The sequence below is a fragment of the Herbaspirillum sp. 1173 genome (assembly GCF_031455335.1).
GTDB classification, from domain to species: domain Bacteria; phylum Pseudomonadota; class Gammaproteobacteria; order Burkholderiales; family Burkholderiaceae_D; genus Herbaspirillum; species Herbaspirillum huttiense.
The window spans coordinates 387,078-408,639 of sequence record NZ_JAVDSP010000001.1; the positions used below are offsets into that span (position 1 = coordinate 387,078).

Below are 21,562 nucleotides of genomic sequence, written 5' to 3' on the forward strand. Positions count from 1 at the left end.
GGTGTGTTAGTTTGTCCGGGTCGTTGGCGGCGCAGGCGGCCTCAGTGCTGCGGCAGAGCCGCGCGCAGCCATTCGCTGAGTTCCGGCGCGCCCGGCCAGGCGCTGATGCTGGCGGCACTCGCCATCAAGACCTGCAGGCAGGCCGTATGCACATGCTCGCAGGCAGAGAGGTCCACCGCGGCCGCCGGATGGCCGGCCACCAGGGCCAGCAGGGCCTCGGCATCCTCTACGGCCAGTACGCCCGCACAGTGCAGGGTGTCGTCCTTGAATTCGATCGTCATTTCAGCAGCTCCTTGGGGTTGATGACCATCAGTACCGAGCCGTCGCCCAGCAGGGCCGATCCGGCATAGGCCGTGAGGCCGGCGAGCACTCCGGAGAGCGGCTTGAGGATCACTTCCACCACCTCCCGGAAGTCATCGATCACCAATCCCAGGTACTGCCCGTGCACGCGCAGGATCAGGGTCGCCCATTCGTCGTGCTCGTTGCAGCACTGCGGGGTGTCCAGCCCGAGCAGGCTGTTCAGTTCAAGCAGCGGCACGATGCGCCCGCGCAGGACGGCGGCATTGTGCTGCTTGATGCGGTGTACGTCGGCGGCCGGGACGCGCACCGTTTCCACCACCGCTTCCATCGGCAGGCCGTACTGCACGCCGCCGGACTGCACGATCATCACGTTGGTCACCGCCATCGACAGCGGCAGCGACAGTTGCAGGCGGGTGCCCTGGCCGGCTTTGCTTTCCAGCTGCACGCTGCCGTGCAGGCGTTCGATGGCGGTGCGGACCGCATCCATGCCCACGCCGCGCCCGGAGAGATCGGTGACGGCCTCGGCCGTGGAGAAGCCGGGCAGGAACACCAGGTTCACGGCCTCGCGGTCGCTCATGCGTTCCAGTGCCGCTTCATCCACCAGGCCGCGCGCATAGGCCTTGCGGCGGATCACGGCGGGGTCGATGCCGCGCCCGTCGTCGGCGATCTCGATGACCACGCAATCGGCTTCCTGGCGGGCGCTCATGACCAGTTTGCCGGTGGCCGGCTTGCCGGCGGCGCGGCGTTCTTCGGGCGTTTCCATGCCGTGGTCCAGCGCATTGCGCACCAGGTGAACCAAGGGGTCGGCCAAGGCCTCGATGACGTTCTTGTCGGCCTCGGTGGTCTCGCCTTCCAGCAGCAGTTGCACCTCCTTGCCCAGCTTGCGTGCGATGTCGCGCACCAGGCGCGGGAAGCGCTGGAACACGAATGACACCGGCATCATGCGCACCTGCATGATGGCATCCTGCATTTCCTCGACGATGCGGTTGATGACCGCATGCTGGGCCCGGATATCGCGGCCCAGCTCGCGCTCGCCGTACTGGTTCTCGGCACGGGAGGCCAGGTAGGGCAGGCCGTTGCGGGCCACCACCATCTCGCCGATCAGGTTCATGAGGCGGTCCACTTTTTCCTGTTCCACCTTCAGGACCCGCGCGCCATTGCTGTCCTCGGCACGGCGTCCGAAATTGACGGGAGCCTCTCCCTCGGCAGTGGCGGGCGCCATTGCCGCCGTCGCCGGGGCCGCAGCCTCCGCGGCCGGTGCGGCGATCTCTGCGGCGATCATTTCTTCTTGCACATCCGCGTGTGCGCTCACCTCGGCCATCGACTGCACTTGCGCATGCTGCTCGATCCAGGCCACCACCGGCGCCACGCTCGACAGCGCAAGGGCTTCCTCGGCGCAGGCTTCCAGTGCCGGCAAGACATCCAGGCGTCCGATGGCGCGCATGCAATTGGCGATGGTCGTCACGGCCGCTTTCAGATGGCCAGGGACCCAGGGCGCGCCTTCGAGTGCCCACAGTGCATCATTCTGGGTTTGCACGATCATCAGCGCATCGTTGGCCCGGGTCTGGTCCTTGACTTCGATGGCCGCTGCCGGCAGGGCGGTGATCCAGAACTGTCCTGGCACGTAGCGGAAATGATCATCCAGCAGGCTGCGGTCGGCGGTCGTTACTGCCTGGAATACCAGGTTGGCACGATAGGCATCCAGCTCGGCCAGGGCCGGCCAGGCGCTGCCGGGCAACACGCGGCGCCACAGCACGCCCGGCATCTGCGCGGCCAGGCGCAGCGGATCCTCGCCCTTGAAGAAGCATTCCGGTTCAGGCGTGTATTCCACCCATAGCAAGGTCTCGCCGTTGCGGGCGGCATCGGCCCAAGCCATGCGCAGGCTGGCGGGCACCCGGGCCAGGGCCTCGGCCATGCGGCTGCGGGCGGCTTCTTCAGCCGCGCGCTGGCTCGCCTGGTGGGCATCCTGGCCACCGCCCTGGGCCAGCTGCATCCCGCAGCGCTGGCGCAGGCGGGCCACCAGTTCCGCGCACGGGGCAGCCTGGGCCGGGTCCGGCTGGCCGGCCAGTTCGATGTCGTCGAACTGGCGTGCCACGAAATCCATGGCTTCCAGCAGCAGGTCGGCCATCTCGCGGTCATAGGCGACCTGGCCGTCGCGCACCGCACTCATCAAGTCTTCGGCCGCATGCAGCACCCGGAACATCTCGGGAAACTCGAACAGTCCGCAGTTGCCCTTGAGCGTATGCACCACCCGGAACAGGGACTCCATCAATTCAGGATCGGCCGGCTGGCGTTCCAGGGCCAGCAGGCGGCTGGCGATCTCCTGCAGGCCGTCGCGCGACTCCTGCATGAATTGCAGCAGCAGGGGAGAGAAGGCGGTCGTCATTGCGTTTCTCCCAGCATCAGTTTCACGTTGCGCAGCAGCGGCACGGGGCGCGCCGGCTTGACGATGTAGAGATTGGCGCCGGCCTCGAAGGCCTTGCGGCGATCGCATTCCTGGGCTTCGGTACTGACCATGATGGCCGGTGCCTGGGGGATGTCGTGCTGGCGCAGGGCGCGCAGGAAAGAGTAGCCATCCATTTGCGGCATGTTGACATCGACCACGTACAGGTCGAAGGGCTGCTGGCCTTCGGCGCAGGCGGCCAGCGCCGTCTCCAGCGCCTCCAGCCCGTTGCTGGCTTCGCGCACGGTATAGCCGGCGTCCTCGAAGATGGCCCGTTCATACAGACGGACGGTGGCAGCATCGTCCACGATGAGGATATGTTTCATGCTTGCTCCAATGGCTTCTGGTAGACGATCGCTTGTGCAAACTTGCGGATCGCAAACAGCGATGAGATGCGGCTCATCGACTCCGAGTGGCCCAGGCAGATGAAACCGCCCGGGCGTAATACGTCATAGAAGGCTTCGGCGGCACGGCGGCGCGAGGCGTCGTCGAAGTAGATCAGCAGGTTGCGGCAGAACACCAGGTCGTAGTTGCGGTAGGCTGCCACTTCGGCGCGTTCGTTCAGGTTCACGCGGGTAAAGGCCACGACCTCGCGCAGGCTGCGGTTGATGCGCCAGTTTTCCCCCTCGCGGGTGAAATACTTCTGCAGCCAGGCGGCCGGCAGCTGGTGCACGGCACGCGGCGAATAGAGGCCGGCCTCGGCCTGGGCCAGGATGCGGGTGTCGATATCCGAGGAGACGATCTCCACATCCCAGCGTGCCAGTTCCGGCCAGCGTTCCAGCAGGTACATGGCCACCGTGTAGGCTTCCTCGCCGGAAGACGACGGCATGATCCAGATGCGCATCGGTTCGCCGCGCGGCTTGCGCGCCACCAGCTCGGGCAGCATCGACTGCACCATGCAGTCGAACTGGTAGTGCTCGCGCATGAAGTAGGTCTCGTTGACCGTCATCTCGTTGACCAGGCGCTGCCATTCGCGGCCCGAGGTCTCGAAGCGCAGCAGCGAGAAGTACTCGCGAAAGTCGGCACAGCCTGCTGCCTGGATGCGGTCGATGAGGCGCTTGTCGACGAAGTAGCGTTTGGTCGATTCGAAGTGGATGCCGCTGCGGCGGTAAAAATATTCACGGAAGCGCTCGAAGTCTTCGGCGCTGATGCTGCTGGTGGGGGCTTCTGCAGAAACATTCATTACGCGCCCCGTCCAAGCCGGTTCAGCAGCAGGCGCCCGGCAAACGTGATGTAGGGCTCGTCGGCAAAGCGGCGCATGAGCGTGGTCACCGGTCCGATGGCCGCTGGCGTGCCGATGGTGGTCAGCACTTCCAGTGCAGCGCCGCAGACGTTGACATCGGTCTCGGCATCGATCAGTTGCAGCAGCCAGTCCTCCACCCGCGCATGGCGCAGCGTGTCGAGGATGCCCACGGCCAGGATGCGGATATCGGTTTCCGGATCAATGAGCATGTGCGCGATCACGGGAGCCACCTGCTCGGGCATGCCGCGCAGCAGGTCGATGGCGGCGTTGCGCAGCCAGGCGTCTTCGCTGCGCAGGCAGCCGGCCAGGGCTTGCACGGCCTCGTCGCCGGGCGTGGCCGCCAGTGAATCGAGCAGGGCCGTGCGCACGGCCAGGCTCGATTCGCGTTCCAGGGCATCGAGGATGACCGGTACCGCCTCCGGCTGTCCGGCCAGAGTCTGGGCCGCACTGCGGCGCAATGCCGGGTCCGCCGCCTGCAGGCTGGCCAGGGCCGTGGCGCGGGCCACTTCCGGGATACTGGCGCTGGACATTCCTGTGGACTTGTTCAAGGGCATGATGGGTTCCGTATCGGTGTGATTCGTATCAGTTGAGGGGACACAGCCACTGGATCAGCTGGCCTGCAATCCGTTCGGCCGGCAGTACGCTGCTGGCGCCGCCACGGCGGATCAGTTCGGCCGGCATGCCGAAGACCACGGCGGATTGTTCGCTTTCGGCGATGGTGCGTCCGCCGGCTTGCCGGATCTCGGTATAGGCCTCGGCACCATCGCTGCCCATGCCGGTGAGCATGACGCCCACGATGGCCTGGGGCGGATACAGCTGCAGGGCGCTGGCCCCCAGTAACTGGACCGAGGGATGCCACAGCTGGGTTGCGTCGGGCGGGCGGCTGACCAGCGTGGGACGGCCGTTGCGCGTGGTGAAAATGCTGTCGGCACCGCCCTTGCAGACATACACCGTGCCCGCTTCCAGCGGCATGGGCTGCGCCGCCTCGACCACACGCAGGGCGCATAGCCGGCCCAGGCGCTCGGCGAAGGGCGCGGTAAAACTGGTCGGCATGTGCTGCGCCACCACCACCGGCCAGGGGAAGTGCGCCGGCAACTGCGGCAGGATGCGCTCCAGCGTGCGCGGGCCGCCGGTGGAGACTCCGATGACCACCACCCCCGGCCGGCGGGCATCCAGCGGCGCGGAGAGGGTAGCAGTCGGGGCCGCCGTCGCTGGTCCGGCAGGATCGGCTGGCCGAGCGGCGCTACGGGGGCGGGCAGCGGTGCGCGGCGACGTGGCCGGCGGTGCTGCGTCGGGCCCGCGCACCTTGGCCTTGGCGGCGCCCCGTACCTTGGCCACCAGTTCGGTGCGCAGCGCATCGATGCCCAGGCTGATGGTGCCGCCCGGCTTGGCTACGTAATCCACCGCCCCCAGGGCCAGGGCTTCGAAGGTCGCCAGCGCCCCCTGGGCCGTCAGGGAGGAAAGCATGATCACCGGCACCGGACGTTGCAGCATCATCTCCGCCAGCGCCGAGAGACCATCGAGTTCGGGCATGTTGATGTCGAGGGTGACGACATCGGGCGCGAATTCCAGGTTCATGCTGACGGCTTCGCGGCCATTGCGGGCAAAGGCCACCGCAAAGCCACCGGCCTGCTCGAAGAGCTCGCCCAGTTGCTTGCGCATGAGGGCTGAATCGTCGACGATGAGCAGCTTCATCCTTCTCTCTCCTGTCCTTTCTCGTGCGTAGGCTTACGCGGCTTGTCTCATGCCGGCCAGCAGGGCCAGCTCTTCGCCTTCCACCAGGTAGCGCGGTTCCACCAGCTGGATCATGCGTTTCTGTTTCTCGATGTTGGCCATGCGCGAGAGCAGGCGCACCTGCTGGCTCGACAGCGAAGGCGCGGGCCCGATGGCGCGGCGTTCGATTTTGAGGACCTCGGCCACCGAATCGACGATGAAGCCGGTGCACACCTGGTCGATCAGGAACACCATGATGCGCTGGCGGTCACTGCGTTCCACCCGTGGCAGGCCCAGCCGCATGCGCAGGTCGATCACCGGCAGCACGGCGCCGCGCAGGTTGATGACGCCTTCCACAAATGTCGGGGCGCGCGGCACGTGGGTCAGTTGCTCCGGCACGCGCACGATCTCCTGCACGCTGTCGATGGGCACGCCGAATTCCTCCTCGCCGAAGCGGAACACCACGACCTGTTCCTCATCGTCGCTGCGGGTTTCGGGCTGCTTGTTCTGGTTCACCTCGTTGTCCTCCAGCAAGGTTTCGATGGCCGGCTGGCGCAGCAAGCTCACGGCATCGATCACCGACACCAGCCGCTTTCCGTTGTCCAGCCGGCAGATGCGGGCGATGTCGGCCATCCCCTGGTCGCGCGCCAGCAGCGTGGGGACCGCTTCCACGGTGTTGAGCGGCACCCGCAGCACTTCGTTGACGGTATCGATGACCACTCCCACGGCGCCTGCCGAGTCCCCGGCCGCCGGGGCAACCACGGCGATGCGGCTGCTGTGGTCCTGCTGGTGCGGCGGCAAGCCGAACATGTGGCGCAGCGACACCAGCGGCAAGAGCCGGTTGCGCAGGGTCATGATGCCCAGCACGTGCGGCTCCGCATGCGGCACCTGCACGATGGTCTGCGGCATCTGCACGATTTCCTGTACGTCTTCGATGGCTACCGCATATTCCTGGCCGGCCACCATGAAGCTGACCAGTTGCAGTTCGTCGCCACCCTGGGCCTGCACGTCTTCGGTGCTGCCGCCATCCATGGCAGTCTGTCCGGCGCGCGTGCCGGTAGCGGCTTCGGCAAATTCGGCCGCCACCAGCCGGGCGAAATCCAGCACCATGATCATGGGGTGGCCGCCGACGTCCTTGATCAGTCCGGACAGCAGCTCGGTGCGCACCGAGGAGGCGATGCAGGCCACGTCTTCGATCTGGCGCAGGTCCACGCCGACCACGCTGGCCACGTGATCCACCACGAAACCCAGCGGCTGGCCCAGGTCGATCACCACGGCACGGCTGGCATCGTCGGCCGGCCGGTCCGGCAGCCCGAAGATGCGGCTCAGGCTGACGATGGGCAGCACCTTGCCGCGCAGGTTGGCCAGGCCCAGGAGGGCCTGCGGGGCCAGCGGCACGTGCACTACTTCCGGCACGCGGATGATTTCCTGTACCGGTGCCATGTCCACGCCAAAGACCTCGTCGCCCACCGTGAAGGTGACGAACTGGCGCAGTTCGGTGTCGCCGGTGGTGGGCGGGGGCAGGTCGTCGTCGGCTGTGCCGGAGTAGGCCGGCGGCGTCGCTGCGCCAGGTACGGGCGCGACGGCGGCCGGGGCCGTCTCGCGCTCGATGAGGGATGCGTCATTCATGTTGTGTGTGCCTTTCTCGGGTCCACGGGTTCACTGGAGCAGCGAGTCAGGTGCTTTGCAGCTCATCGGCCAGCGAGGCCACTTCCTCGACGGCGGCGGCCAGTTGCTCGGCCCCCTGGGACTGCTGGCGCGCGGCGGCAGCAGCTTCGGTGGCGGCACGGTCGGCTTCCTGGGCGGCGGCGGCAATCTGCTCGGTGCCGGTGCGCACCTGCACGATGGCCGCAGCCACCTCGCTGGCAGCCGACAGGATTTCCTGCGTGCCTTGCTCCACGGCGGCCACATCGCTTTCGATGCTGACCAGGGCGCTGGTGATGGCCTTGGCTTTTTCGGCTTCACCGATGGCAGCGTCGGCAATTTCTTCCAGGTCGCGTTCGACCACGGCGATCTGGTCCTGCACTGCTTTGACCAGATCCTTGATGTTGTCGGCATTGCCGGCCGAGTCGTGGGCCAGGTTGCGGATGTCTGTCGCGACCACCACGAAGCCCTTGCCGAACTCGCCGGCGCGGGCCGCTTCGATGGAGCCGTTCACGGCCAGCATGTTGGTCTGGATGGAGACGGTGGTGATGGCATCGACGATCTTGTCGATGCGGCGCGAGACCAGGGCCAGGTCCTTGATCTGGCGGATCGAGGCGCGTGAGGCGTCCACCGAATTGGCGATGCCGGCGATGAGCGAATCGACGGCCTTCTTGTTCTCGCCCAGCAGCGTCCGGATCGCGGTGGCGCGTTCGCCGCTGGTGCCGGCGCGTGCTTGTGCCACCTGCAGGCCGCGTGAGATCTGTTCGATGGCCGTGGCCGATTCTTCGGTGGCCACTGATTGCACCTGCGTACCTTTGCGGATCTGTTCGATGGCCGACATGATCTGGGCGCTGGCGCGGCTGATTTCCTGTACGGCCGCCGAGAGTTCTTCGGCACTGGCGGCGACTTCTTCGGCACTCTTGGCCACATCGGTGGAGTTCTTGAGGTCTTCGGACAGTTCCGAGAGCGCTTGCGAGGTGGTTTCTGCTTCCGACAATGCCTGGCCTTGCTCGGCCACGGTCTTGGCGGATTCGACGGCAGCGGCCGATTGTTCTTCGGCGGCAGCGGCGATTTCCTGGGCGCCATCAAGCGCCTGCTTGGTCGCGGCGACCGACTGCTGGGCGCCTACGGCAATCTCTTGCACGCCGGCGACGATCACCTGGGCATCGCGGCGGATGTTCTCCAGCTGGGCGCTGATCATCTTGCCGCTTTCGACCTCGCCCAGGACAGTGGTGGCGGCCGCGCCGATACCTTCGACCACGGCCTTGACTTCACGCTGGATCTGGCCGACCAGTTCCTGGATCTGCTTGGCGCTTTTTTCCGAGGTCTCGGCCAGGGTGCGCACCTCGTCGGCCACCACCGCAAAGCCCTTGCCATGCTGTCCGGCGCGGGCCGCTTCGATGGCCGCGTTCAGGGCCAGCAGGTTGGTCTGGTCGGCGATGCGGGCCACGGCCTTGACGATGTCGCCGATGTTGGCGGCCTGCTTTTCCAGTTCGGCCACCATGGCCACCGAGCTGGACTGGCGCTGGGCGGCGATGCCCACGTTGGTGACCAGGGTGGCGATATCGCCGCTGGTGCGGGTGACCTGGTTCTGCACGGCCAGCATGCGGGCCTGGCTTTGATCGGCATTCTGCAACTGGCGGCCGATGGCCTGCTCGACCTGGCGGAAGGCGGCCAGCGACTCCTGAGCGGCGCTGGAGGCTTGCTCGGCGCCGCGCGCAATCTGGTCGGAGGCGCTTTTCAGTTCTTCTGTGGCGGCAGAAGCCTCCGAGATGCCGGCGCTGAGTTCGGCGGTGGCGGCGGCGATGCGCTCGGCGGCCTGCTGCTGCTTGGCCAGGGTGCGTGCCTTCTTGCGCAGGGCATCGGCCTGGCGCGACGTCGAGGCGGCCGCACGCTGGTCGGTTGTGCCCTCATAGTTGGAGTTCTGGATAGTCTTGACGAGCGCCATGTGCGCCTCCTGGAAAAAAGTTGTGCTCAAACGGACGGTCTTGCAGGAGAAATGGTAGGCGGCAATATTGCCGGGCGGAATCGGTTCTGGTCCTAGGAGATACATAGGAAATGTCCTAGGCAAACCGAGCAGCCCGGTTGCGCTTGCCTAGGGCCGTGTTGACGCCTTGGCCATGTGCGCAGGACCGCGCTTTGCGCAAGGCAAGCGCGAAAGCACGCGTGCCGCGGTCAGCGGGCGCTGTTCCGTACAAAGGATGGGGTGGAAAGTCGCCGCACTGGCGTGCCGGGTGGCAGGAACGGGGACAGAGAGGGCGCGGGAAGTTGCGCGAATGGATCAGGAAAAACGACTGCAGCAGCAGCTGAAGGAAGGTTCAGGTCTGCCGTTCCACCAGGTTGTTCTTGACGGCCCACAAGACCAGTCCGACCACGTCGCGTACGCCGATGCGGTCCATGATCTGGGCGCGGTGGGCCGCGATGGTCTTTTCGCTCAGGTCCAGTTCGTAGGCGATTTCCTTGGTCGTCTTGCGATGGGCGATCATGGCCAGGATCTGGTGCTGGCGCGGCGTAAGCGGATCGGCCTGGGTCTGCCGGGCGGGCCCCGTGTAGAGGCAGTGGCTGATCATGGACTTGGCTACAGCCGGGGTCAGGTAGCACTCGTTGCGGGCGACGGCCTGCAAGGCGATATCGAGTTCAGCGGGATTGGATTGCTTGAGCAGATAGGCCGCTACCCCCATGCGCATCACCTCGGCCAGCAGCTCGGCATCGGGCTGGTTGCCGACGATCACCACGCGGCTGGCAGGGCATTTGCTGCAGATGTCGGCCAGCAGGGCCAGTCCCTTGCGGGTGTCGGTGGAGATATCGATGATGACCGCGTCCGGCGCCACGCTCTGGATCACATGCAAGGCCACCGGTCCGGCTTCCACTTCGCCAATGACTTGTTGGCCTTCCAGCTTCTCGATCAGGCAACGCAGGCCCGCGCGCATCATGATCTGGTCGTCCACCAGGACTATATTCATGTTCAGGATCCCCCACTGAGCAAGTTGATGTGGCAACCCTCCTCAGTGTGCCGGCGACAGCGCAGGGCACGCGCAGCGGTCTCGGGATGCCTGTTCTCAGCGGTGAATTTACCGGTTTTTCTTAATCATTTCAATCAAATATAGCGAATAAGTGCAAATTCATCAGAAGTATGATTTTTGATGAAGATGATCTGGTCATTCTGTTCACGTTCAGCACGCCCGTTCTTGGCTGTTACGCCTCACCCATGAAAAAACCGGGCGCAATCATGATTGCGCCCGGTCCGGGAATGCTTTGCGCTGCGCCGTCCTGCCTTGGGGGGCGGGCGGCGAGCACGTCATTGAGAAGCTTACTCGTGGATGTTGTTGCGCACGGTTTCCTTCACGAACAGCAGACCGATCACCACGGTGATCAGCGAGATCACGATCGGATACCACAGGCCGTAGTAGATGTCGCCCTTGAAGGCCACCAGTGCGAAGGAGGTGGTGGGCAGCAGGCCGCCGAACCAGCCGTTGCCGATGTGGTAAGGCATGGACATGGAGGTGTAGCGGATGCGGGTCGGGAACATTTCGACCAGGCAGGCGGCGATCGGGCCGTAGACCATGGTCACGTAGAGCACCAGGATGAACAGCAGCAGCAGGACCATGGGCTTGTTGATCTGCTCCGGATCCGCCTTGGCCGGGTAGCCGGCGGCCTTGATGTCGTCTGCAAGTGCCTTGGACAGTTCCTTGTCCTTGGCAGCAGCGTCTTCCTTGGACAGGCCGGTCGCGTCATAGGAGGTGATGATGCGATCGCCGATCTTGACGGTGGCCACCGAACCCGGGGCGCCGGCCACGTTCTGGTAGTTCACCGAGGCAGCCGACAGCTTGGCCTTGACGATGTCGCAGGACGAGGTGAACTTCTTGGTGCCGGTCGGGTTGAACTGGAACTGGCAGCTGGCCGGGTCAGCGGTGACGATCACCGGCGACTTTTGCAGGGCGGCTTCCAGCGCCGGGTTGGCGAAGTGGGTCAGGCCGTTGAAGATCGGGAAGTAGGTCACGGCGGCGATCAGGCAGCCCCCCAGGATGATGGGCTTGCGGCCGATCTTGTCCGACAGCGATCCGAAGAACAGGAAGAAGGGCGTGGCCAGCAGCAGGGCTGCAGCGATCAGCAGGTTGGCGGTCGGGCCATCCACCTTCAAGGTCTGGGTCAAGAAGAACAGAGCGTAGAACTGGCCGGTGTACCACACCACGGCTTGACCGGCGGTCAGGCCGACCAGCGCCAGGATCACCAGCTTCAGGTTCTTCCATTGGCCGAAGGCTTCGGTCAGCGGGGCCTTGGAGGTCTTGCCTTCAGCCTTCATCTTCAGGAAAGCCGGCGACTCGTTCATGGACATGCGGATCCACACCGAGATGGCCAGCAGCAGGATGGAGACCAGGAAGGGAATGCGCCAGCCCCAGTCGGCGAAGGCGGCTTCACCCACGGCCGTACGCACACCCAGGATCACCAGCAGCGACAGGAACAGGCCCATCGTGGCCGTGGTCTGGATCCACGCGGTGAAGGCACCGCGGCGGCCTTCCGGCGCGTGCTCGGCCACGTAGGTGGCGGCACCGCCGTATTCACCACCCAGCGCCAGACCCTGCAGGATGCGCAGGATGATCAGGATGATCGGGGCAGTGATGCCGATGGAGTTGTAGTTGGGCAGCACGCCGACGATGAAGGTCGAGGCCCCCATGATCAGGATGGTCACCAGGAAGGTGTACTTGCGGCCGACCAGGTCACCCAGGCGGCCGAACACCAGCGCGCCGAAGGGACGCACGATGAAACCGGCAGCAAAGGCCAGCAGGGCGAAAATGAACGCGGTATTGGGGTCGGTGCCGGCAAAGAACTGCTTGGCGATGATGGCCGCCAGCGAGCCGTACAGGTAGAAGTCATACCATTCGAAAACGGTGCCTAGCGAAGAGGCGAAGATGACTTTCTTCTCCTCCGGGGTGATGCCGCGCGCAGTCGTATTGACTGATGCTGTGGTCATGTCTGTCTCCTTGGTTTTAATGAGTGTGCTACTGCATGGAATGCAACCAGGTACTCGGGGCAACAGGGCAACAATGCAACAGATGGCCGAATGGGGCGTTATGCAAGAACGCACCGGAGAACAAAGCATGAAGAGCATGCAAAGCATGAAACATCGACACCCCTCGCTTCCCCGTCTGACACAAACCGCGATATTGGCTTCGCATTGCTTGCGTAAGGACCCACTTGTCCATGCGGCGAGTGTGCGACGCCAAACTTACGCAGGACTTGCTCCAAACTTACACAAGCTTACAGCGCAGCAAGTCGATTTCTGGTTGCGACGCAGCAGCAAAAAGCCCGTCAGCCAAGGCCTTGCGGGGTGGTAACAGATATTGCGGCGCAGCGGCCGCAGCGCGCGGCTCGCCTTTTGGGGAACGCGGTCAAAAAGATTTTTCTGTCAGGAATCAGCGCGAGCAAGTGAAGCATCGTGCCAGGCATGCGGATCAGCGGCATGTGCTCCCGGGCGGGACGGCAGACGGGACGGCGGTGACAGGACGGCATCACCGCCCTGTCACGGCTCAGGTGCGGGGATCAGGCCAGCGCAGTGGCCGGGGTTGCTTGCGCTGTCGGTGTGGGCAGGCTGTCGCCCTCCAGCAGCGCCTTGACCACGCGTTCGCCCAGGCCCAGGCCGACGCTCATGCCGATGCCGGTATGCATCAGCACCACCGAGGTGTGGTCGTCGATGGCCAGGGCCGAGAACGGGCCCGGTCCCTTGCTGCCGTAGACGCCTTGCCAGCGCTCGATCACCTGCACGCGCGAAGCCAGGGTATGTTCGACCAGGCCGATCAGCAGTTCATCGATTTCCTCACTGTTGAACGGGGGCGAATCGGTACCGTAATGGTGCGAATCGCCGACGATGAGCTCCTGATACGGGGTCGGGCTGACCAGCAGGTGAATGCCGTGCTTGTTCAGCAGCGGGGCGTTCGCCTCGATCTCCGCGTGCACCGCGCGGGCGGTCGGCAGGTCCGAGAAAGCGCCGTAGTGGGTGCAGGACAGGCCGGTCAGCACGGCATGGGTCAGCGGCACCGCCTCTTCAGTCTTCAGGCGCAGCATCTGCAGGCGGCACTGCTTCAGGTTCATCGGCTGCAGACGGTCGGCAAAGAGCGTCAGGTAATCGTGGCCCGAGCACACCACCACGCGCTCGGCGCGGAATTCGCCGGCGGTGGTCGAGAGGCGGCCGTCGGCGGTGCCATGCACCAGCGTGTTGAAACGGAAATGCACGCCCTGCGAATGCAGGTAGGCCACCAGGGCCGGCATGGCTTCGCGCGAATACAGCTGCAGGTCTTCGGTGCCGTGCAGGGCCGAGCGGTGATGGCTGAAACGGCCGTTGTAGAGCGCGTCCAGCTTGTCGCCTTCGAGCAGGGAGGCGCGGTAGTCGTACTGGCGTGCACGCACGGTCATGAATTCCAGCAGCACGTCGTGTTCGGCCTCGCTGCGGGCAAACAGCAGGGTGCCAGCTTCACGGGCGCTGAAATGCGCGCGCGCGGCCAGGTGCAGCCAGAGGGCGCGGCTTTCGCGGGCCAGGTCGAGCATGATGCCGGGGGGCTGGCCGGTCACCAGGCCCATGCCGAAGTTGCGTACGGACGCGCCCAGCGGCGTGCCGGTGCGTTCGAAGACGGCCACCTTGAGGCCGCGCTTGACGGCGGCATAGGCGTGGGCGAGGCCAAGGATGCCCGAGCCGACCACGGCCAGGTCGAAGTGCTGCGGATCGTGTTCTGAGAGGGAATTGTTCATGAGAAGTGCTCCATCGGAGTCAGTGGCGAGATGTTGTGCGGCGTCTTGTGCGGGGACGCTCTGACGGCGTCCTGCGGTCCTCTCCGTGCGCCGTCACGCTACAGCTCGAAGCTGTTGGACCCGTGACGGCGCGGTAGTGCGGGCAAGTGCAGGGATTACTGCTTCTTCTCCGACTTGCTTTCGTAACGCTTGCTCCACTCGGTCAGGATGCGGTCACGGCTGGTGCTGGCCCAGGTGAAGTCGTTCTTGATCAGGCGCTTTTCATAGTCGGCCGGCAGCAGCTCGTCCGGCTTGGCCACGCCAGGAATGGCGACCACGGCGAAGTTCTTTTCATACAGGGCCATGGCTTCCTTGCTGGCGGAGAAGTCGGCCAGTTTCTTGGCGGCTTCCAGGTTCTTGGTGCCCTTGACGATGGCAGTGGCTTCGATATCCCAGCCCAGGCCTTCGGACGGCAGGATCACGTCGATCGGTGCGCCTTCCTTCTTGGTCTTGACGGCACGGTACTCGAAGGCGATGCCGATCGGGAATTCACCGGTGGCCGCCTGTTTGCAGGGCTTCGAGCCGGAGTGGGTGTATTGGCCGATGTTCTTGTGCAGGGCGTCCATGTAGGCCCAGCCTTTTTCTTCACCCATCATCTGCAGCCAGGCCGAGACATCCAGGTAGCCGGTGCCGGAGGAAGCCGGATTGGGCATGACGATCTTGCCGGCATAGACCGGCTTGGTCAGGTCGGCCCAGGAGGTCGGCTTGGGCAGGCCCTGCTTTTGCGCTTCCACGGTGTTGAAGCAGATGGCCGAGGCCCACACGTCCATGCCGACCCAGGCCGGCGGATTGGCGGCGCTGCGGTACTTGGCGTCGATCGCTGACAAGCCTTGCGGGGCGTACGGGGTCAGCATGCCTTCCTTGTCCAGCAGGGCCAGGCTGGTGGCGGCCAGGCCCCAGATCACGTCAGCCTGCGGGTTGGCTTTTTCGGCCAGCAGCTTGGCGGTGACGATGCCGGTGGAGTCGCGCACCCACTTGATCTCGATGTCCGGGTTGGCCTTCTGGAACGCGGCCTGGTAAGCCTTGATCTGGTCGGCTTCGAGGGCGGTGTAGACGGTCAGCGTGGTAGCGGCGTGGGCCTGGGCCGAGAACAGCAGGCCGGCACCGATCACCGATGCGAACAGGGAAAACAGCTTGGTTTTTTTCATGATGGCCTTCGTCAGTGAATGGCTGGGTTGAAAACGCGTCGGGGACGCAAGGTGGAGAAATCGTAGGGCTGCCGGTCCGGCTCAATGCGCGCGTCCACGGCGCCAGGCCTGGGCCCGCGCCAGCCAGCGGCTGCCGGCCAGGTGCATGAAGAGCGAGGCTGCAGCCGAGGTCAGCAGGATCAGCGTGGACATGGCGGCCGCCGGGCCGACATCGCCGGCGTCGTCCATGTTCAACACCGCCACCGAGGCCAGTACCGTATCCGGGCGATACAGGAAGATCACCGCCGACACCGTGGTCATCGAGGACACGAACAGGTAGCGGAAGATCTCCAGCATCTGCGGCAGGCACAGCGGCACCGTCACGCGCAGGAAGGTCTGCAGCAGAGGCACCTTCAGCGACAGCGAGGCCGCTTCGAATTCAGGATCGAGCTGCTTGAGCGCGGTGACGGCGGTGAGATGGGCCGTGGTGTAGAAGTGCACGATGGAGCAGAGCACCAGCAGCGTCATGGTCCCGTAGAGGAAATTGAACGGATTGGACGGATGGTTGAAGAACAGCAGGCTGCCCAGACCCAGCACCAGCCCGGGCACGGCCATCGGCAGGAAACTCAGCATGCGCAGCAGGGGGGCGAGCCAGGCCTGGCCACGCGTCTTTTCCATCAGCCAGGCACCGGTGAAGATGACCAGGGTCCCGGCCACGCTGGTGCCGCAGGCCAGTTTCAGGCTGTTCCAGTAGGCCAGCCAGCCGCCGCCATCCATGTTGTCGAAGTCGTAGTGCTGCAGCGTCAGTTGCAGGTTGTAGGGCCACAGCTTGACCAGAGAAGCCCCCATGGCCACCACGATCATCATCAGGATGGCGGCCGCAATCAGGGCCACCGCCAGCAGGTTGATGCCATCACGGCGCCAGTCGGGGCGGGGAACGTAAGCTTCGGAGCGGCTGCTCATGGTGGCGCGCTGGCGCCGCTGCAGCCAGGCGTCCAGCGCAAAGGTCAGCAGGGCCGGCACCAGCAGCAGCAAGCCGATCAGGGCACCGCGTCCGAACTGCTGCTGGCCGACCACCGCCTTGTAGGCTTCCACGGCCAGCACGCTGTAGGCGCCGCCGGTGATCTTGGGTACGCCGAAGTCGGTGATGGTGAGCGTGAACACCAGGCACAGTGCACCGAAGATGCCGTAACGCGTGGCCGGCAGGGTGACGGTAGTGAAGATGCGCCAGCGCGAGGCGCCCATGGCGTGCGCCGCGTCGTACAGCCGGCCATCGGCCTGCGACAGCGCCGACAGCAGGATCATCATGGCATGCGGGAAGGTGTAGAACACTTCACCCAGCAGGATGCCCCAGAAGCCGTAGATGCTGCCATCCATCCACTCCTTGAACAGCCCCTGGTTGCCGAACAGGTAGATCAGCGCGATACCGGGCAACAACGACGGTGCCAGCAGCGGCAGCAGGCCGATGCCACGCCACAGGCCTTTGAAGGGAATGCAGGTGCGCTGCAGGGCGTAGGCGAACACATAGGCCAGCGGTACCGTCACCACGGCGGTCACTGTAGAGACCCACAGGCTGCGCCCCAGCATGGGCAGGAAATTGATGTTGGAGAACAGGGTCACGAAGGGCTGGCTGCCCGCCCAGTTGCCCTCGGGCGTCAGCACGGCTTGCGCCAGGATGAACAGCAGCGGTCCGCCCAGACCCAGCAGGAGCAGGGCCAGCAGCATCCATTTCATCGCGCCCGGCAGCCGCTGGCTGCGGTCGGTCGGGGAACGCCGCGCCGCTGGGGCGCCAGCTTGGGTGCGATCGCGCGCCAGGGCAGGCATGGGGGAGGTGGGCGGCAAGGAAGATTGCATCGTCATGAACGGTCCGGCTCAGGCAAAGACCTGCAGGGCCTGACGCGGCAGCGCCACCCACAGTCCGTCGTGCGCCGGCAAATCGGCCAGGCGCTCGTGCGATTCACCGCTGACATCGGCCAGCAGCGTCTGGCCCGGCAGGGCATCGGCCGCCAAGGCCAGGCGATAGCGGTTGCCGAGATAGATGCGATCGATCACGCGCGCCTGGAAGCGGTTGGCGCAGGACTCGGTAGCAAACAGTTCCACGGCTTCGGGGCGGCAGAACAGGCGGCCGGTTTGCAGCTCCGCTTCTTCAGGGCGGACTTCGAAGCGCAAGGCCCCGACCGTGACCTGCGAACCCGAGATGCGCGAAAACGGCAGCCAGTTGGCGTGGCCGATGAAATCCGCCACGAAGGGCGTGGCCGGGCGACGGTAGATCTCGGCGGGCGTGCCGAACTGTTCGATGCGGCCATGCTGCATGACGGCGATGCGGTCGGCCATGACCATGGCTTCTTCCTGATCGTGCGTGACCATCAGGGTAGTGATGCGGAATTGCTTCTGCAGGCGGCGGATTTCCAGTTGCAGGTGTTCGCGCACCTGCGCGTCCAGGGCCGAGAGCGGTTCGTCGAGCAACAGCAGCGAAGGCGAGGGGGCCAGCGCGCGCGCCAGGGCCACCCGTTGCTGCTGGCCGCCTGAAAGCTGGCCGGGATACTTGGATTGGCTGCCGGCCAGGCCGACCATGGAGAGCATTTCCGTGACGCGCTCCTGGCGTGCCTGGCGCTTCATATTGCGCAGGCCGTAGGCGACGTTGTCGGCCACGGTCAGATTCGGGAAGAGGGCGTAGGACTGGAACAGGATGCCGTAATCGCGCGATTGCGGCGGCAGATCGGAAATGTCGCGGCCAGCGGCGAAGATCTGGCCGGCATCCTGGCGCTCCAGGCCGGCGATGGTGCGCAGCAGGGTGGTCTTGCCGCAGCCCGAGGGACCCAGAAGGCAGACCATCTCGCCTTGGCGCACTTCCAGCGAAACGCCGTCCAGCGCGGTGAAGGCGCCGAAACGCTTGTCGATGCCGCGCACCGACAGGAAACGCGCGTTGCCGTCGGTGTCATCAGGCGGGCAAACCGGCATCGCAAGGGCGGCGGCGGAAGAGGGTGTCTGCATCATTTCGGAGGGTTTCCAGCTGGTTCGCGATGTTCCCCAAAGGCAGTCCCCATGCGGACTTTCGCCGGATGGACTGGCCCGTTCAGAGGCAAGCGGATGGTACGGGCCAAATATGACTGCTGGATGACACCCCCTGCTGTGATAGCAGCCCGGAATCCTTGCTATAGATTGAAGCTATGGATCATCTTGGAAGCTCTCGCGGCGAGGGAATCCGGGCGGCGCAACGCTGTCCAAATTCGGTCCGATCATTCATTGACGCCATGCGGCGAGTGAAGCAAGATCGGCCAGTGATCAGGAGGAGAAAATGAATAAATACGGTAGGCCCGCCCGCCGGCCGGGCGTGCGCCTGGCGATGTCGGGCTTGGGCATTGCTGCCATGCTGGCGGCCTGCTCCGCACCCGAGAGCACCCAGCAGGAGCGTGATGCGCTGGCGCGCTCCCTGATCGAGCAGAAGAAGACCACCGAGGACGCCACCTCCACAGCGACGTCCGTGGATGGCTACAAGGTCGACCTGGCCAAACGCATTTCGCAGGTCAACTTCACCAGTGTCTACGTGGAACGCCCCCAGGCCTTGCTGCGCTCGGTGATCGTCATCAAGTACGTGGTCGATGGCGACGGCAATCTGGTCAAGAGCGAGATCCTGCGCAGCAACCGCGACAAGCACGCCGAAGCCAGCGCCCTGGGCAGCCTGAAATCGGCCACGCCCTTCCCCAAGCCGCCGCCGGCGCTGCTCAAGCAGGGCCGCATCGAACTGTCGGAGAGCTGGCTGTTCAACAACGACGGCCGCTTCCAGTTGCGCAGCGTGGCCCTGGCCCAGATGGACCGCTAGCGGCAGCCTTGCCAAAGATGCCGCCCGGCATTGGCATGTGTATAATGTCGCGCGAGCACGACGGTGTGCGTTGTGTCTCCCGGGCCTGACGGGCCTGCGCCGGATCAGGGCGAACGCGAGTTCGCCTTTTTTCTTATGGGCGCGCACCAGCGGCAGTCTGCGCTGAACCCCGCTGTCCTTCATTGACCAGATCGTTTATTGATTGGCTATACATGTTTGATTTCATTCGTACTCACCAGCGTCTGATGCAGTTCCTGCTGCTGCTGTTCATCTTCCCGTCGTTCGCTTTCTTCGGCCTGGAAGGCTACAGCCGCCTGACCGACGACAACGGCGTGGCCAAGGTGGCCGGCCAGACCATCACCAAGGAAGAGTGGGATGCCGCGCATCGCCAGCAGCTGGACCGCATGCGCCAGGTGTACGGCAATCAGTTCGACAGCAAGATCTTCGACAGCCCGCAGGCGCGCCGTGCCATCCTCGACAACCTGATCGCCCAGCGCGCCCTGGGTGCCGAAGTGGTGGCCAGCAAGCTGGTGGTGCCGGACCAGGTGCTGCAGCAAAGCATCCTGCAGATCCCCGGCCTGACCAAGCCGGACGGCAGCTTTGACAATGAGCAGTATCGCGTGCTGCTGGCGGCCCAGGGCATGACCCAGAAATCCTACGAAGCCGGCCTGCGCCGCGAGATGGCCCTGCAGCAGCTCAATGCCGCCATCCAGACCACCGCCTTCGCCCCCAAGACCGTGGCCGAGAACCTGTCCAGCCTGAACGACCAGGAGCGCACGGTCCAGATGCTCAACTTCAAGCCGGACAGCTACGCCGGCCAGGTCAAGGTGAGCGATGACATGCTCAAGGCCTACTACGACAAGAACGGCGCCCGTTTCGAGACTCCGGAACAGGCCGACATCGAATACGTGGTGCTGGATGCCGCTGCCGTGGCCGCCCAGGCCAGCGTCACCGATGACGACATCAAGGCCTACTACGAGCAGAACCAGAAGCAGTACGCCACTGAAGAACAGCGTCGCGCCAGCCACATCCTGATCACTGTCAAGAAGGATGCCTCGGCCGCCGACAAGGCTGCCGCCAAGACCAAGGCCGAAGGCCTGGTGGCGCAGCTGCGCAAGAACCCGGGCGACTTCGCCAAGCTGGCCAAGGCCAATTCGCAGGATCCGGGTTCGGCCGACAATGGCGGCGACCTGGGTTACTTCAGCCGTGGTGCGATGGTCAAACCCTTCGCCGATGCCGCCTTCAGCCTGAAGCAGGGTGAGATCAGCGATCCGGTCGAATCCGATTTCGGTTATCACGTCATCGAAGTGACCGGTATCAAGCCGGCGTCGGTCAAGCCGCTGGAGTCGGTCAAGGCCGAGATCGGAGCCGAGATCAAGAAGCAGATCGCCGCCAAGAAGTATTCCGAAATGGCCGACCAGTTCAACAACCTGGTCTATGAAAACGGCGACAGCCTCAAGGCCGTCTCCGACAAGCTCAAGCTGAAGATCCAGACCGCCTCGGGCGTGACCCGCAACCCGAATCCGGCCGCCGGCGCTGCGCCGTACAACAACGGCAAATTCCTGTCCGCCCTGTTCACCGACGACGTGATCAAGGCCAAGCACAATACCGAAGCCGTGCAGACCGCCCCCAACACCTTGGTGGCCGGCCGCATGACCAGCTACAAGCCGGTGGCCAAGCGTCCGTTCGAGGAAGTCAAGGCCGATGTGCAGAAGGCCGTTCTGTTGGCCGAAGAGCAGTCGCTGGCGGTCAAGGCCGGCCAGGAACGTCTGGCGCAGCTGCAAGCCAAGGATGATGCGACTGGTTTCAGCGATGCCAAGGTGGTCTCGCGCGTGAAGTCCGAGGGCTGGACCCAGGAAGCCTTCAACGCCGTCATGAAGGCCGATACCGCCAAGCTGCCGGCCTACGTCGGCGCCGAGACCCCGGGCATGGGCTACCAGATCTACCGCATCACCAAGGTGGAACAGCCCAAGACGGTCGACACCGCGCGCCGCAAGGCCGAGCAGGAACAGATCACCGCCGCCTTGTCGCAGCAGGAAGCACTGGGTTACCTGGACTATCTGCGCGAGAAGGCCAAGACCAAGCTGTTGAAGGGCGCCGCCGCCGTCAGCGCGGATGACGCCGCCAAGTAAGGTGAAGGGCATGGCCCGCCTTTGGGGCAATGCGTGCAGAGGGCGCACCGGGATCGTGAATCGGTGCGCAGTGCCGCCCCAAGGCGGGGAATTGTCGGCATGACTGCCACAATTTACTAAAAAATTTACACGTGCCGCTTTTCCAGCGGCCCTTTTTGTTTCATCATGGACACCGGCGCTGCATTCGGGCGGGATGCACAAGGGAGCCGGCACCGGGGAATCCGCTTCATTTCTTCCATCGCCGTTGGCGTTTCGTCAGCTTTCCATCTAGCGGGAAAAGGCAGTTTTTGTGCTGTCGAGATGAATTTCCTGTCATCCGCACGTCATGTTGCGCCGTTTCGGAAACAAACGGCT

The 21,562-nt window shown here is 64.7% G+C and carries 16 protein-coding genes; 2 read left to right on the forward strand and 14 right to left on the reverse strand.

The genetic code is table 11. The annotated features are described in order from the left end of the window. Positions 1–41: 41 nt before the first annotated feature. The 14 genes from J2X56_RS01820 to J2X56_RS01885 all read right to left on the reverse strand — a co-directional run bounded on the left by J2X56_RS01820 (position 42) and on the right by J2X56_RS01885 (position 18,214). Positions 42–281, reverse strand: a complete 240-nt coding sequence (locus tag J2X56_RS01820; protein ID WP_121040047.1) for a hypothetical protein — start codon at positions 279–281, stop codon at positions 42–44. Next, a complete protein-coding gene (locus J2X56_RS01825; protein WP_310157761.1) occupies positions 278–2,686 on the reverse strand; it encodes a chemotaxis protein CheA in 2,409 nt (802 codons plus the stop codon). Before J2X56_RS01825 ends, J2X56_RS01820 begins: the two co-directional genes overlap by 4 nt. Beyond that, a complete protein-coding gene (locus J2X56_RS01830; RefSeq protein WP_034309545.1) occupies positions 2,683–3,069 on the reverse strand; it encodes a response regulator in 387 nt (128 codons plus the stop codon). The genes J2X56_RS01825 and J2X56_RS01830 overlap by 4 nt, the downstream gene beginning before the upstream one ends. Then, positions 3,066–3,926, reverse strand: coding sequence for a protein-glutamate O-methyltransferase CheR (locus tag J2X56_RS01835; RefSeq protein WP_034309541.1), 861 nt, complete (start codon positions 3,924–3,926; stop codon positions 3,066–3,068). The genes J2X56_RS01830 and J2X56_RS01835 overlap by 4 nt, the downstream gene beginning before the upstream one ends. Continuing rightward, entirely contained in the window at positions 3,926–4,540 is a 615-nt protein-coding gene (locus tag J2X56_RS01840; RefSeq protein ID WP_121040053.1) for a HEAT repeat domain-containing protein, read from the reverse strand. Before J2X56_RS01840 ends, J2X56_RS01835 begins: the two co-directional genes overlap by 1 nt. Positions 4,541–4,568: 28 nt before the next feature. Further along, the gene (gene cheB, locus J2X56_RS01845) at positions 4,569–5,681 is read right to left on the reverse strand and encodes a chemotaxis-specific protein-glutamate methyltransferase CheB (protein WP_209569035.1); all 1,113 of its coding nucleotides are present in this window, start codon (positions 5,679–5,681) and stop codon (positions 4,569–4,571) included. Positions 5,682–5,714: 33 nt separating this feature from the next. Then, entirely contained in the window at positions 5,715–7,328 is a 1,614-nt protein-coding gene (locus J2X56_RS01850; RefSeq protein WP_209569033.1) for a chemotaxis protein CheW, read from the reverse strand. Positions 7,329–7,374: 46 nt separating this feature from the next. Continuing rightward, positions 7,375–9,291: a methyl-accepting chemotaxis protein gene (locus J2X56_RS01855; protein WP_310157771.1), complete on the reverse strand. Its 1,917-nt coding sequence runs from the start codon at positions 9,289–9,291 to the stop codon at positions 7,375–7,377. Positions 9,292–9,661: 370 nt separating this feature from the next. Continuing rightward, a complete protein-coding gene (locus tag J2X56_RS01860) occupies positions 9,662–10,306 on the reverse strand; it encodes a response regulator transcription factor (protein WP_121040064.1) in 645 nt (214 codons plus the stop codon). Positions 10,307–10,653: 347 nt separating this feature from the next. Beyond that, positions 10,654–12,315 (reverse strand): MFS transporter, encoded by a 1,662-nt coding sequence (locus tag J2X56_RS01865; RefSeq protein ID WP_121040067.1) that lies wholly within the window; start codon positions 12,313–12,315, stop codon positions 10,654–10,656. Positions 12,316–12,884: 569 nt separating this feature from the next. Further along, positions 12,885–14,087 carry a TIGR03364 family FAD-dependent oxidoreductase gene (locus tag J2X56_RS01870; RefSeq protein WP_209569029.1) on the reverse strand — a complete coding sequence of 401 codons (1,203 nt, stop codon included), beginning with the start codon at positions 14,085–14,087 and terminating at the stop codon, positions 12,885–12,887. 155 nt (positions 14,088–14,242) lie between these two features. Then, the gene (locus J2X56_RS01875) at positions 14,243–15,274 is read right to left on the reverse strand and encodes a putative 2-aminoethylphosphonate ABC transporter substrate-binding protein (protein ID WP_039788217.1); all 1,032 of its coding nucleotides are present in this window, start codon (positions 15,272–15,274) and stop codon (positions 14,243–14,245) included. Between the two features lie 81 nt (positions 15,275–15,355). Next, complete coding sequence (locus J2X56_RS01880) at positions 15,356–17,113, reverse strand: putative 2-aminoethylphosphonate ABC transporter permease subunit (RefSeq protein ID WP_209569026.1); 1,758 nt, start codon at positions 17,111–17,113, stop codon at positions 15,356–15,358. A gap of 12 nt (positions 17,114–17,125) precedes the next feature. Next, positions 17,126–18,214, reverse strand: coding sequence for a putative 2-aminoethylphosphonate ABC transporter ATP-binding protein (locus J2X56_RS01885; protein ID WP_121040370.1), 1,089 nt, complete (start codon positions 18,212–18,214; stop codon positions 17,126–17,128). A gap of 337 nt (positions 18,215–18,551) precedes the next feature. Between J2X56_RS01885 and J2X56_RS01890 the strand changes: the two genes are divergently transcribed. Both J2X56_RS01890 and J2X56_RS01895 read left to right on the forward strand, forming a co-directional pair. Next, complete coding sequence (locus tag J2X56_RS01890; RefSeq protein WP_199725023.1) at positions 18,552–19,076, forward strand: TonB C-terminal domain-containing protein; 525 nt, start codon at positions 18,552–18,554, stop codon at positions 19,074–19,076. Positions 19,077–19,288: 212 nt separating this feature from the next. After that, the gene (locus J2X56_RS01895; protein ID WP_121040079.1) at positions 19,289–21,208 is read left to right on the forward strand and encodes a SurA N-terminal domain-containing protein; all 1,920 of its coding nucleotides are present in this window, start codon (positions 19,289–19,291) and stop codon (positions 21,206–21,208) included. Positions 21,209–21,562: the final 354 nt, after the last annotated feature.